At 63.6% G+C, this 13,583-nt stretch carries 13 protein-coding genes and 1 pseudogene; 11 read left to right on the top strand and 3 right to left on the bottom strand.

Features of this window, described 5'->3' with window-relative positions:
• Positions 1-58 precede the first annotated feature (58 nt).
• Positions 59-1,159 (bottom strand): hydantoinase/oxoprolinase family protein, encoded by a 1,101-nt coding sequence (locus P9292_RS14645; protein ID WP_309848356.1) that lies wholly within the window; start codon positions 1,157-1,159, stop codon positions 59-61.
• Complete coding sequence (locus P9292_RS14640) at positions 1,159-2,190, bottom strand: ATP-grasp domain-containing protein (protein WP_309959707.1); 1,032 nt, start codon at positions 2,188-2,190, stop codon at positions 1,159-1,161. Before P9292_RS14640 ends, P9292_RS14645 begins: the two co-directional genes overlap by 1 nt.
• Positions 2,191-2,203: 13 nt before the next feature.
• Between P9292_RS14640 and P9292_RS14635 the strand changes: the two genes are divergently transcribed.
• The 11 genes and pseudogenes from P9292_RS14635 to P9292_RS14585 all read left to right on the top strand — a co-directional run bounded on the left by P9292_RS14635 (position 2,204) and on the right by P9292_RS14585 (position 12,523).
• Positions 2,204-2,932 (top strand): HisA/HisF-related TIM barrel protein, encoded by a 729-nt coding sequence (locus tag P9292_RS14635; protein WP_309848354.1) that lies wholly within the window; start codon positions 2,204-2,206, stop codon positions 2,930-2,932.
• A gap of 235 nt (positions 2,933-3,167) precedes the next feature.
• The gene (locus P9292_RS14630; protein ID WP_309964031.1) at positions 3,168-4,469 is read left to right on the top strand and encodes a formylmethanofuran dehydrogenase; all 1,302 of its coding nucleotides are present in this window, start codon (positions 3,168-3,170) and stop codon (positions 4,467-4,469) included.
• A complete protein-coding gene (locus tag P9292_RS14625) occupies positions 4,466-6,169 on the top strand; it encodes a formylmethanofuran dehydrogenase subunit A (protein WP_309959706.1) in 1,704 nt (567 codons plus the stop codon). Before P9292_RS14630 ends, P9292_RS14625 begins: the two co-directional genes overlap by 4 nt.
• Positions 6,170-7,120, top strand: coding sequence for a formylmethanofuran--tetrahydromethanopterin N-formyltransferase (fhcD, locus tag P9292_RS14620; RefSeq protein ID WP_250510420.1), 951 nt, complete (start codon positions 6,170-6,172; stop codon positions 7,118-7,120).
• Positions 7,117-7,936: pseudogene (locus P9292_RS14615) on the top strand (formylmethanofuran dehydrogenase subunit C). The gene fhcD and the pseudogene P9292_RS14615 overlap by 4 nt, the downstream one beginning before the upstream one ends.
• Positions 7,937-8,005: 69 nt before the next feature.
• Positions 8,006-8,575 (top strand): cytochrome b, encoded by a 570-nt coding sequence (locus tag P9292_RS14610; protein WP_250527034.1) that lies wholly within the window; start codon positions 8,006-8,008, stop codon positions 8,573-8,575.
• Between the two features lie 25 nt (positions 8,576-8,600).
• The gene (pqqB, locus tag P9292_RS14605; RefSeq protein ID WP_250467552.1) at positions 8,601-9,530 is read left to right on the top strand and encodes a pyrroloquinoline quinone biosynthesis protein PqqB; all 930 of its coding nucleotides are present in this window, start codon (positions 8,601-8,603) and stop codon (positions 9,528-9,530) included.
• Positions 9,531-9,570: 40 nt separating this feature from the next.
• Positions 9,571-10,305, top strand: a complete 735-nt coding sequence (gene pqqC, locus P9292_RS14600) for a pyrroloquinoline-quinone synthase PqqC (protein ID WP_309964029.1) — start codon at positions 9,571-9,573, stop codon at positions 10,303-10,305.
• Entirely contained in the window at positions 10,302-10,610 is a 309-nt protein-coding gene (gene pqqD / locus P9292_RS14595; protein WP_250467553.1) for a pyrroloquinoline quinone biosynthesis peptide chaperone PqqD, read from the top strand. The genes pqqC and pqqD overlap by 4 nt, the downstream gene beginning before the upstream one ends.
• 15 nt (positions 10,611-10,625) lie before the next feature.
• On the top strand, positions 10,626-11,825 hold the full coding sequence (gene pqqE, locus P9292_RS14590; protein ID WP_309959702.1) for a pyrroloquinoline quinone biosynthesis protein PqqE: 1,200 nt from the start codon (positions 10,626-10,628) through the stop codon (positions 11,823-11,825).
• Positions 11,822-12,523 (top strand): response regulator transcription factor, encoded by a 702-nt coding sequence (locus P9292_RS14585; RefSeq protein WP_250467555.1) that lies wholly within the window; start codon positions 11,822-11,824, stop codon positions 12,521-12,523. Before pqqE ends, P9292_RS14585 begins: the two co-directional genes overlap by 4 nt.
• Here the strand turns inward: P9292_RS14585 and P9292_RS14580 are convergent.
• Positions 12,451-13,488 carry a sensor histidine kinase gene (locus P9292_RS14580; RefSeq protein WP_409015378.1) on the bottom strand — a complete coding sequence of 346 codons (1,038 nt, stop codon included), beginning with the start codon at positions 13,486-13,488 and terminating at the stop codon, positions 12,451-12,453. The genes P9292_RS14585 and P9292_RS14580 overlap by 73 nt on opposite strands.
• Between the last annotated feature and the right edge of the window lie 95 nt (positions 13,489-13,583).

Genomic DNA, 13,583 nt, shown 5'->3' with positions numbered 1-13,583 from the left:
CATGCTGCCGCCGGGCCACGCACCCGGTTCGTCGCCGCTCTTCTTTGTCGCCTGTCCATCACGTCGATGCCATGACGCTGCCCGCCGTCGCACGCTCCGTCGCCGATGCCGCGAGCAAGCCCACGGCCACGCTCGGCGCGCACGTCGAAACCCATTCGGCACGCTCGGTGTCGTTGTCATCCACACCAGCCAGCCGCGCAAAATCGATATAACCGCGCGCCTCCTGACGCGCCAGTGCCGTGGCGAGAAAGCGCCCGCAGCCCGCACCGACGATCGGTGCACGAGCCAGCGCCTCATGCTGCGCACTTACGCGCGCAAGGTTCGTTTCGAGCGTGCGCAACTGTTCGTGGCGCCACGCGTGCGCGAAGCGGCGCCATTCGGCATCGCTCGCGTCGGCTGCATCGCGGCCGATCATCCGCGCAATGCGCGTGCGGCTCGCGGCCTCGGTCTTCGGACCGTTGTCGGCGCTTGCATGCTGATCGTGTTGCGGCCACAGTTCGCCGGTCAGGCGATACACATCGGCGGAAGTCGCGAACCATTCGTTCATCACGCCGGTGGTCTCGCCACGAAATGCGATACGTTGCGCAACGCCGCACAAGGGCGTGCGCACGACACCCTGATAAACGAGCTCGCCGCTCACGAGCCGCTCGGCGTCGTTCGAGCCGCGCGCAACCACGCGTCCCGCCACGATGGGAATGATGTCCGTGGTCGTGCTGCCGATATCGACGAGCACCGCATTCGGCACGCACGACGCGACCCATTGCGCGGTCGCAAGCCAGTTCGCCGATGCCACCTTGCGCCAGCCATCCGCGCAGGCAGAGCGCGCGAGCCAGCCTGCTTCGCCCGCGTAGAACAGCGTGCGCGGGCCGAGCCGCTGCGCAAGGGTGCGCGTGAGCGTGCGCACGCCCTCGGCGCGGTCGCTGAAGAGATCGACCATTTCGCCTGTCATCGTGACCGCGTGACGCGCCGAAGCATGCGCGGCATCGGGCCAGCGTTCGAACACGTGATCGATGGCGCGTTCGAGATGCGTCATGCCCTGCCACAACGGACACGCCCATTGCGCGACATCGGCGAGTCCGTTCTCGCGGGTCGCCATCGACACCTTGACGTGCGCGCCACCCACGTCCCAGCCGAAAACCGGCGCTTGCCGATGCGTCATCAGGACGCTCCCTGACAGACGCGCAACGGACCCGAATCGCGTTCATCCGCAAAGCCCGCGACGTGATGCGCCGCGAGTAGTTCCGCCGCGAGATTGCGCGAGAACGCGTGGCTCAAGCCTGCATAAGCAACCGTCAAACGCGGGTTCACTTCGATGACCACGGGCCCGCGCGCCGGATTCCAGACAACGTCGATGCCCGCGAAGCCACGCAGCCCCGGAAACGCTTCCGCCACACGCAGCGCGAGCCGTTCGAGCGCGCGCCCTTGCGGCCCATGCCGATCGATACGGTCTACATCGACGCCATCGAACTGGACGATGTGTTTGCCAGCCGCATGCGAAAGCCCGATGTTCTGGCGGTTGATCGAGACCACGCGCGCGCCTTCGTCGTCGCAAATCAGCGAGACGCTGAGCGGTTCACCGTCGACCCACGCCTGAAGCACGGGATTGCGGCCTGCTTCCGCGCGCGCTTGGTATTCGGCGCGGGCGGCGTCGAGTTCGCCGTAGACGTAGGTATCGAGGCCGCCTGCGCCGTCATCTGGCTTGACGACCCAGCGGCATGCGTCGTCAGGCGATGCATCGTCGGGATCGAGTGCGGGCGTGACCGCGATGCCGCGCGCCGCGAGACAAGCGGCCGTCGCGCTCTTGCTTGATGCCGCGCGAATCGTTTCCTTCGCGCAGCCAAGCCAGCGCGCGGCGCCCACGGCATCGAAAAGACGCAGCAGCAAACCATCGCATTCCGGCGCGATGATGCACGCGTAGTCGTTGGCGCGCGCCATGCGGGCGACGAAGCGCGTGACGGATTCGCCCGGCTCGGCCTTGCAGTGCGCGTAGGCGGCATCGACATGCTCGAAGCGCGAACTCGCGATGGTCACGTCGATGCCCGGCAACGCGCGCAGATCGGCTGCGATGGCGTCACGCATCACGCGGCCCTCGACGATCAGCGCGCTCAGGTCCGCAAGACTGCCCGCGCCCGCGACATCGGGATCGATGCCGCCGCCAGTGAGATACTCGAACACAAAGATCTTGGTCAAAGGAAAGCCATCCATGCAGGTGATACCCGTTCTCGATCTGCTCGACGGCCACGCGGTGCGCGCGGTGCGCGGCGAACGCTCAGGCTATCGGCCCATCCGGTCCTCGTTGTGCACGACGAGCGCACCCGTCGATGTCGCCACCGCGCTGATCCACGCGACCGGCTCACGCACGCTCTACATCGCGGACCTCGGCGCGATCCTCGAGCGCGGCGATCACGCGCCTGTGCTAGCCGCCATTTGCGATGCTTTGGGCGACGGCGTTTCCATCTGGCTCGATGCAGGCTATACCGGCTTCATGCCGATGCAGGCCTTGTTCGAGCGCATCGCTTCATTCAGGCGCTCGTCCTCCCGTTCTCGTGTCGTCCCTGTGTTCGGCACCGAAAGCCTGCTCGATCCGAACGCCCTCGAAGAAGCCCTTGCCGCAAACCATGACCCGATCCTCTCGCTCGACTATCACGCAGGCCGCGCGCTCGGGTCGACGCCTTCGGGCAGCGACTGGTGGCCGTCGCGCGTCATCGTCATGACGCTCGATCAGGTCGGCGCGCTCGCGGGACCGGACTTGACCACGTTCGCCGCAGTAAAGGCGCTCGCGGGTTCGCGCGAACTCATTGGCGCGGGCGGCATTCGTCATCGTGATGATCTCGTGGTTGCCGAGCACAGCGGCGCTGCGGGCTGGCTCGTTGCTTCGGCGCTTCATGATGCGGCCTTGCTAGCCGGCCAGCACCGTTCGTCGGAAGGTTGACTCAATATCCATGCCAAGCGCGGCACGCGCCGTTATGTCTCATCAAACACGACGCCAGAGCTTTGTAAGCGTGCGGGATGCCACTGTTGCAACCGGGCGCGCATGGGTGACAGTGTGTTTCATTGCGGAACAATGCCGTTGCAGATGTGGGTAATGCAGTATCGGCAGCGCGACCTGTCGACCACGCATGGAGCACCGCGTGAAATCGGCATGGACCTTGCTCTTTTGCAGCCCCATGCACGCATCTCCCACAACATCGAACGCGGCTTCGCAGTCGTCGCCCGAGGACAGAGGGCAACGGAACTGGACCTGCCCGTTCTGCCCATTGCTATGCGACGACATCTCGCTGAAGCTCACCGGCGATCAACAACTCGCGGCGACAAACACCGATTGCCCTCGGCTTGCCTCGTCCCTTGCAGCGCTCGACGCGCCCGGCGTGCCCTGCCCGCCGACGGTAGACGGGCAAGCCACCGATCTCGCGTCGGCGCTCCAGCGTGCCGCGCAAATCCTGTCCGTGGCGAAACGGCCGCTCTTTGGCGGACTGGCAACCGACGTAGCCGGCGCACGCGCGCTCTATGAACTCGCCGCCCAGAGCGGCGCGATACTCGATCACCTGCACGGCGATACCCTCGCCGCCGCGAACCTCGCGTTGCAGGACCGTGGCGCGTTCTTCACGACGCTCTCGGAAGTGCGGTCGCGTGCCGACCTCATCGTGGTTGTCGCGTGCGAACCGGCGCGGCGCTATCCGCGTTTCTACGAGCGCATTGCGGCCAAAGATCGCGGCGTGGATATCGTGTTCGTCGGGTGCGGCGTCGATCCCGCAGCGGGCGCGCGTGTAGAAGCGCTACTGGAAAACGCCGAACCGTTCGACATGCTCGCCATATGGTCCGCGCTGGTGGAAGGCCGAAAGCCCGCGGCGCTGAACGACGACACGGGCGCCGCCAGCGAACTCGCCGCGCTTACCGAACGCATTCTGGCCGCGAAATATACGGCCATCATCCATGAGCCGGCGGCGCTGCCGGGCCCGCACGCGGCGTTGGCCATCGAAGCGTTGAGCCGTATTGTCAAGGCGCTCAACAAGACGACGCGTGCCGGCGCGCTTGCCCTTGGCGGCGACGATGGCGCGCTCACGGTGAATCAGGCCGTCACATGGCTCTCGGGTTTTCCGCTGCGCACGCGCGTGGCCTACGGCTTGCCGCTCGATCACGATTCATGGCGCTATCGCACCGAGACGCTTGCGAGCCGCGGCGAGATCGATGCGCTGTTATGGGTGTCGAGCTTCGTGCCCGAAGCGCTGCCTGCATCGCTTGACGATGATGTGCCTGCCATCGTCCTCGGCCATCGTGCGACGGTTGTCGGCACGCGTCGCGCGCCTACCGTGTTCATCCCCGTGGCCACGCCGGGCATCGACAGTGGCGGGCACTTGTTTCGCGTGGACGGTTCCGTGATCGCGCCGCTTGTTGCCGCGCGCGATGCCGCTTATCCCACCGTTGCGGCAATCGTACGCGAACTGACGCAAGCCGGGAGGCCGTCATGAGCCTCACGCGTCTGCGCGGCGGCGTGGTCTTCGACCCCGTCAACAAAGTCGATGGGCACAAGCGCGACATCTATATCCGCGATGGCCGCATCGTCGCGGATGCAGCGGGCGAATCCATCGCGCCCGAACGCGACTTCGACGCGGGCGGCATGGTGGTGATGGCGGGCGGCATCGATCTGCATTCGCATATCGGCGGCGGCAAGACGAATCTGTCGCGGCTGCTGTTGCCCGAGGATCATCGCAACGATCCGCTCGCAACGCGACGCAACGACGACGAAGGCCGTTATCTGCGCCTGCCTTCATGCGGCACATGCACGCCCGGCACGCTCGCCACCGGCTACCGTTATGCGGAAATGGGCTACACGGCCGCGTTCGAACCCGCGATGATCGCCTCCAACGCGCGCCACGCGCATCTGGAAATGGGCGATACACCGATCATCGATCACGGCGCCTACGTGATGATGGGCAACGACGAACTGTTCCTGCAGATGCTCGCCGCGCGGGAAGAGTTCGAACGTCTGCGAGATTACGTGGGCTGGACCGTCAACGCGAGCAAGGCGCTCGGCGTGAAGGTGGTGAATCCGGGCGGCATCTCGGCATTCAAGTTCAATCAGCGCTCGCTCGATGTCGATGAAAAGCACGTGCATTACGGCATCACGCCACGCGAAGTGCTGCGTACGCTCACGCGCGCGCTAACCGAGTTGCGGGTGCCGCATCCCTTGCATGTGCATGCGAGCAACCTCGGCGTGCCAGGCAATCTCGAATCGACCATCAAGACGATGGAAGCCGCCGAAGGCCTGCCAATCCATCTCACGCATATCCAGTTTCATAGCTACGGCACGGAAGGTCCGCGCAAGTTTTCATCGGGCGCTCGCGCGATTGCCGAAGCGGTCAACGCACGGTCCAACGTGACCATCGACGTCGGGCAGATCATGTTCGGCCAGACCGTCACCGCTTCCGGCGACACGATGATGCAGTTCAAGAACGCGCCGCTCGCGCATCCGCGCAAGTGGGTGCTGGGCGATATCGAATGCGATGCGGGCTGCGGCGTCGTGCCGTTTCGTTATCGCGAAGAGAGCTTCGTGAATGCGCTGCAATGGATCATCGGCCTCGAAATCTTCTTGCTCGTCGACGATCCGTGGCAAGTGTCGATGACCACCGATCATCCGAATGGCGCGCCTTTTACGAGCTATCCGCATCTGATTCGCTTGTTGATGGACAAGTCATTTCGCGACGAACAACTTGCCAAGCTTCACGCCGATGCCAAAACCGCCACCGCGCTTGGAGACATCGAGCGCGAGTTCTCGCTCTACGATATCGCGATCATCACGCGCGCCGGCCCCGCGCGTCTGCTCGGGCTCACGGACCGCGGACATCTCGGCGAAGGCGCGGCGGCGGATATCGCGGTGTATCGCGAAGACGCGGACCGCGAACGCATGTTCACGTCACCCGCCTTCGTGTTCAAGGACGGCGAACTGATCGCGCGCGACGGCACATTGCTCGCCACGCCCACGGGCGGCATTCATTACGTGCAGCCCGAATACGACCGCGCCATCGAAAAGCGCGTGCGCGAATTCGCCGAAGCGAATCTCGCGAGCAAGTTCGAGAAGCTAGCCATCGGCGACGACGAAATCTGCGCGTGCTGCAATGGCGGACGGCTCTTGCCGGTCGCGTGCTTCGACGCAAGCGGGGGTCGATGAATGACCGCGCTTCGCATCAACGACACACAGATAGACGACACCTTCGCCGAAGCCTTTCCGATGAAGGCAACGCGTCTTGTCATCACCGCGCACACGCCGACGTGGGCGCGCCACGCGGCGAATTCGTTGACCGGCTTTGCGACCTCCGTGATCGATTGCGGCTGCGAGGCGGGCATCGAACGCGACATGAACGGCGATGAAACGCCCGACGGCAGGCCCGGCGTCGCGGTGTTGATGTTCGCGATATCGTCGAAGGAACTCGCCAAGCAGATTGCACGGCGCGTCGGTCAGTGCGTGCTCACCTGTCCTACGACGGCGGTTTATGGCGGCATCGATCCCGCGACGAGCCGCGCGCCGCTCTCCGACAACGCGCCACTCGGCGCAGGCTTGCGCTTTTTCGGCGACGGCTATCAGATCTCGAAGATGCTCGACGGCACGCGTTACTGGCGCGTGCCCGTCATGGATGGCGAATTCGTTTGCGAGGAATTCACGGCGACGGTGAAGGCTGTCGGCGGCGGCAATCTGCTGTTGCTCGCGCGCGACCTGAATAGCGCGCTTGCCGCGGCCGAGGCAGCGGTCGCGGCGATGCATCGCTTGCCCAACATCATCACGCCGTTTCCGGGCGGCGTGGTGCGCTCGGGTTCGAAGATCGGCTCGAAGTACGCGGGCGCGTCGGCATCGACCAACGATGCGTTTTGCCCGACGCTCGTCGGCTTGTCGAAGAAGAGCGAGTTGACGAGCGACGTGGCTTGCGTGCTGGAGATAGTCATCGACGGATTGACCGATGCGGACGTGGGCGCCGCGATGACGGCGGGCATGGCAGCCGCAACATCGATCGGCCGCGCGGGCGGCGTGCTGCGCATTTCAGCAGGCAACTATGGCGGCAAGCTCGGACCGTATCACTTCAAGCTGCATGAATTGGCGGCGGGCATCGACGGGAGCCGCGCATGAACGCCATTACATTGCGCGTGAAAGGTGCACCCGGCTTTCGCGTGGATGCATCGACATTACTACCGTCGGCGCTTGCTTCCTTATCCACCGATGAATTGACGCATCTGGAATTGCAGGGCGCGGGTGAACGTTGCGCGCTTGGCGAACTGTTCGACATCGCTAGAGCCGATGCAAACACGCCGTCCCTACTCGTCGAAGGCGATGCGCGCTGGCTCGATCGCATCGGCGCGAAGCTCGCCGAAGGCACGATCGAAGTGCATGGCGATGCCGGCGATCACGCGGGCATGGGCATGACAGGCGGTGCGTTGCACGTTCATGGCAACGCGGGCGCATTCACTGCATGCGAGATGCAAGGCGGTCGCCTCGAAGTGCGCGGCAATACAGGCGATTTCGCGGCAGGCGCTTTCAGCCGGCGACATGGACGGCATGAGCGGCGGCACGCTCGTGATTCACGGCAACGCGGGCGCGCGTCTTGCAGACCGTATGCGACGAGGCACCGTGCTCGTCGCCGGCAATGCAGGCGACTTCGCGGCGTCGCGCATGGTAGCGGGCAGCGTATGCATTGCAGGCAAGACCGGCGCGCATGCAGCCTACGGCATGCGGCGCGGCACGCTCGTGCTATTTCACGAGCCGCGCATAGCGCCGACGTTCACCGAAGGCGGTCACGGCTTCGATGTCTTCTGGGCGCTCTTCACGCGCATGCTGGCCCGCGAGATTGCGCCTTTTGCGACACTCGACTCGCGCGCGTTGCCTCGACGCTACGCGGGCGATCTCGCTGTCGACGGACGCGGGGAATTGCTGATCGCCAAGCGTTGAGCAGACGATAAGAATGGACCCGGTGGACCCGTTACCAAGAGACCGAACCCCTTCCAACGGAGAGACGACATGAGCGCAGCGAAAACGCCCGCTGCCATACGCCCCGGCGTGGAGGCGTCGGACGAGCATTTCGCCCGTCCGCTGATCGCGCTGCACTGGCTGATCGCCATCGCCATCATCGCGATGCTGTGCATCGGCTTCTATATGGTCGGCCTGCCGCGCGGGCTGGCCTTCAAGTCGTCGCTCATCAACTTCCACAAGTCGCTGGGCCTGACCGTTTTCCTGCTGGTGCTGCTTCGAATCGTAGTGCGACTGGTCTACGGCCGGCCGCCTCTACCGCCGATGCAGACGTGGCAACGCGCCGCCGCGAGCATCACGCAGGCTCTTTTATACGTTGGCATGGTGGCAATGCCGCTCACCGGATACCTCGGTTCGTCGTTCAACAAGTTCGGCACGCGCTTCTGGGGGGTGCTTCTGCCACAATGGGGCTGGGACGACAAGGCGTTGCGCGGCCTGTTCTTCGGCATCCACGGCTATCTGGCGTGGATCATGGCCGCGCTGGTCGTCTTGCATTTTCTTGGTGCGTTGAAGCATCAGTTGATCGACCGCGATGGTCTCTTGAGAAGGATGTGGCCATGACGGCACTGGTTTTGAGCGAGGCGTTATGAAGATCCGCGTGCTGGGTTCATCGGCGGGTGGCGGATTTCCGCAATGGAACTGTAATTGCCGCAATTGCGACGGCGTGCGGCGCGGGACCATTGCTGCCCGAGCACGCACGCAGTCGTCGATTGCGGTCAGCGACAACGGCGAAGACTGGTTGCTCGTGAACGCATCGCCGGATATTCTTGCGCAGATCGCGGCGAATCCTGAACTGCAGCCCGCGCGGCGCGTGCGTGACACCGGAATCGCCGCGGTCATCACCATGGACGCGCAGATCGATCACGTCACCGGACTCTTGATGTTGCGCGAGCGCGGCGCACCGCTGCCGCTCTATACGACCGACGCAGTGTGGCAAGACCTTTCGACAGGCTTTCCCATTACGTCGATTCTTTCGCATTACTGCGGCGTGGAGCAGCGGCGTATCGCGCTCGATGGCACTTCGCTCACGGTGCCCGAGTTGCCGCGTATTGCCGTCGATGCGCTGCCGCTATCGAGCAAGGCGCCGCCTTATTCGCCACATCGCGAGGCGCCCGAGCGCGGCGACAACATCGGCCTCATGTTCACGAATACGGCCACGGGCAAGCGTGCTTTCTATGCGCCGGGTTTAGGGACACTCGAACCGCATGTGCTCGATGCCATGCGCGAAGCCGACCTGTTGCTCGTCGATGGCACCGTCTGGACCGACGACGAGATGATCCGCCTCGGCCTCACGAAGAAAACCGGCGCCGACATGGGCCACCTCGCGCAAAGCGGCGCGGGCGGCATGATCGAGGTGCTGGATTCGATCGACCGCGAAAACACGCGCAAGGTGCGCAAAGTGCTCATTCACATCAACAACACCAATCCGATCCTCATCGAGGATGGACCCGAGCGGCGCATACTGTCCGAGCACGGCATAGAAGTCGCGCATGACGGCATGACGTTCGAGCTTTGAATTCCGGAGAAACTGGATGTCCGATTTTCCCGCCACGCCGATGCTCAATCCCACGATCGGCCCGATCTTCACCGCGTTGAAGGAAGCCGGCCCCGCTTGGACGCGCGAACAGTTCGAAGAGCAACTGCGCGCGAAAGGCACGGCGTATCACATCCACCATCCCTTCAACGTGAAGATGAATAGCGGCGGCTGTTCGCCGGAACAGATTCGCGGCTGGGTGGCGAACCGCTTCTACTATCAGATCAACATCCCGCTGAAAGATGCGGCCGTCATGGCGAATTGTCCCGATCGCGAGACGCGCCGCCGCTGGGTGCTGCGCATTCTGGATCACGACGGTTACGAAGATCAGCCTGGCGGCATCGAGGCGTGGGCGCGTCTGGGCGATGCCGTCGGCCTCTCGCGCGACGATCTCTGGGCGCTCAAGTTCGTGACGCCGGGTGTGCGCTTCGCCGTCGATGCCTACGTGAATTTCGCGCGTCGTGCGCCGTGGCAAGAGTCGGTGTGTTCGTCGCTCACGGAGATGTTCGCGCCGCAGATTCACAAGGACCGGCTTGCGACGTGGCCCGAGCACTACAAGTGGATCGAGCCGGACGGGCTTGCGTATTTTCGTTCACGCGTGTCGCTTGCGCAGCGCGATGTCGAACACGGGCTCGAAGTCACGCTCGCGCAATTCAACACGCGCGAGCAGCAACAACGCGCGCTCGACATCCTGCAGTTCAAGCTCGACATCCTCTGGACCATGCTGGATTCGATCGAAAAGGCCTTCCCGCAATGAGCGACGCCAATCCTCCTCAACGAATCACGGAAGCGGTCGAAGCGCCGGACGACGCGTTGCGCCCGCAACTCAAGCGCCTGTTTCGTCTGCAATGGGAACCGGCGCAGGACGCGCATGTGCTGCTTTATCCGGAGGGCATGGTGAAGCTCAATCAGAGCGCGGCGCAGATTCTTTTGCGCTGCGACGGCACGCGCGATATCCCGAAGCTCGTCGCCGATCTCGAAGAAGCGTTCGGCGCGAGCAATCTCGGTGACGACGTGCGGGCTTTCATTGCCGGAGCGCGTGCGCGCGGCTGGCTTGCGTAAGTGCTGGAGTGAAGCATGACTGACTTGTCCGAACCGATTGCCAAGCCGGACCCCGAAGCAGCGGTCATTCCGCCGCCGTTGTGGTTGCTTGCGGAACTGACGTATCGATGCCCGTTGCATTGCGTCTTCTGCTACAACCCGGTGAACTACGCGGATCACACGCGCGAACTCAACACCGATCAATGGCTCGACGTGTTGCGTCAGGCGCGTGCGTTGGGCGCGGCGCAACTGGGCTTTTCCGGCGGCGAGCCGCTCTTACGCGACGACCTCGAAACACTGGTCGGCGAAGCGCGCAAGCTCGGCTTTTATACGAACCTCATCACGTCGGGCATCGGTCTCACCGACAAGCGTCTTACCGCGCTCAAGGACGCGGGGCTCGATCACATTCAACTCTCGTTTCAGGACTCGTCGCAGGAACTCAACGACTTCCTTTCCAGCACGAAGACGTTCGATCTCAAGAAGCGCGTGGCCGGCATGATCAAGGCGCATGACTTTCCGATGGTGCTCAATTGCGTGCTGCATCGCTATAACCTGCCGCATATCGGACGCATTATCGACATGGCGCTCGACATGGGCGCGGAGTATCTCGAACTCGCGAACACGCAGTATTACGGCTGGGCGCACGCGAACCGCGCGCAGCTCATGCCGACGGCCGAGCAACTGCAGGAAGCCGAAGCGGTGGTCGAGCGTTATCGCAAAGAGATTGGCGACCGGTGCAAGATCTACTTCGTCGTGCCCGATTACTACGAGCGTCGTCCGAAGCGCTGCATGAACGGCTGGGGCTCGGTGTTTCTCGGCATTGCGCCCGATGGCGCCGCCTTGCCTTGTCATACGGCGCGCTCGTTGCCTGGCCTTACGTTCCCCAACGTCACGGAGACGCCGCTCAAGGACATCTGGTACGAGAGCGATGCGTTCAATAGATTTCGCGGCTTCGGCTGGATGAAAGAACCCTGCCGCAGTTGCGACGAGAAAGCGATCGATCTCGGCGGCTGCCGCTGCCAGGCGTATTTGCTGACGCAAGATCCCGCGAACGCGGACCCGGTCTGCGACAAGTCCCCGCATCACGAGCGCGTGATCGAAGTGGTGCGGGCCGCCACGATGCGTCAGGAGCCGGAAGAAAAACCGATCATGTTTCGCAACGATGCGAATTCGCGGCGCATTGCCGCCGTATCGCGCGAGAACAATTCGAACAAGAACGGAGAGAGACAACCATGACTGCCGACATCGCCGTGCTGCTGGTGGACGATCATGCCGTAGTGCGCGAAGGCTACAAGCGCTTGCTCGAATTGAGTCCCGACGTGAGCGTCGCGGGCGAGGCGGGCAACGCGGCGGAGGCGTATCAGAAGTTCTGCGCCTTGCAGCCGGATGTCGTGGTGATGGACCTTGCGCTGCCCGGCGCGAGTGGAATAGAAGCCATGCGCCGCATGCTCGCGCGCGAGCCACATGCGCATGTCCTGATCTTCAGCGTGCACGAGGAAGCCATCTTCGTGCGCCGCGCGCTCGATGCGGGCGCGCGTGGCTACGTCACGAAAGCGAGCGCACCCGATGTCCTGGTCGAAGCGGTACGCTCCGTCGCGCGGCGCGTGTGTTACCTAAGCCCTGACATATCACAGGCGCTGGCGTTGCGCGCAACCATTCAGGAAGGACCGCCCGGACGTCAGCTTTCGGCACGCGAATTCGAGGTGCTGCGGCTCTTGGTCCAAGGCTATACATTGCCGAGTATCGCGGAAAAACTCGGCTTGAGTCAGAAGACAGTGGCGAACCATCAATCCGTGATCCGGCAAAAATTTGGCGCTGATAACGGCGTGCAACTCGCGCAAATAGCAAACCGGCTAGGCCTTCATTTCGCCGATTTCACCGACGCGCCGTTCGCTCCTTCGTTCAGTTCGCTAGGCAACGGCAGTCCCGCCTGAGCCGGAACGCGCGCGCAAAACAGGAAGCCCGCACCGGGTTGACTGGCGATATGAAATTCGCCGCCGAGCGCTTCCACGCGTTCGCGCATGCCGATGAGACCCAACCCCATGCGCGGCTTCGCGAGATCGACGCCCGGTCCATCGTCGGTCATCGTCACCACGATCTCGCCTGCCGGCGCACGCGCCAGATAAATTTCGACGCGTGAATCGCGCGCGAATTTCGACACGTTGGTCAGGCCTTCCTGCACGAGACGGTAGAGCGTGATGTTGAGCGCATCGTTGAGATTGTTGAAGTCGCCATCGACGGCTAGCGTAAACACCGCATCGGGCAAGCGCTCGCGCCAGCCGTCCACGCAATGTTCGAGTGCGGTCGGCAAGCCGAATTCATCGAGACCGATCGGACGCAGCTTGCGGATCATTCCGCCGATTTCGCGGTACACATGCGTCGCGCTTTGCATGAGCGCAAGCGAAAGACGATGCACTTCAGGCTCGCGTTCGAGCGATAAATCGCGGATGCGCCCTGCATCGAGCGAAATGGCATTGAGGTACTGACCCAGTTCGTCATGCAGTTCGCGCGCGAGATGCCGGCGCTCGGTTTCCTGCGCGGCAATGGCCTGACTCGCGAGCCTGCGGTTTTCCGCGAGCAGATGCTCCGCCTCTTCCTCCAGCGCCCGGCGCCGCCGAACTTCACGCTGCGCCTGACGGTAGCGCCGCCACGCGAACCACGCGAAGCCGATTGCGAGCACGACGAGCGTGGCGGGCAATTCATCGAGCTGGAAACGCTCGGCGCTGCGCGTCCATCGGTAGGTGAACTCGTTGAAGTCGAACGCCGCGAAAAGCATGCCCGCCAGCACCGTGATAAGAACGACGCAGGCGAGATCGCTCCATACGGTCGAGCGCATGGACCGCGCGGGCGGGCGTTCGGAGAGCGAGGGAAGAGATTCGTTTGGTATCACGGAATGCATTCTACGCACGGCTTCATCCTCGGGCGCGACACCGTTTGTGCGATTGGGAACGCTTCCCTGCTGAATCGGGAAAAGCTCCCGGTGCGCGCGCGGGT

The sequence above is a fragment of the Caballeronia sp. LZ001 genome, from assembly GCF_031450875.1.
In the GTDB taxonomy this organism is placed as follows: Bacteria; Pseudomonadota; Gammaproteobacteria; order Burkholderiales; family Burkholderiaceae; genus Caballeronia.
The sequence above is the reverse complement of the archived record's forward strand: the minus strand, read 5'-3'. Positions and strand labels throughout refer to the sequence as shown.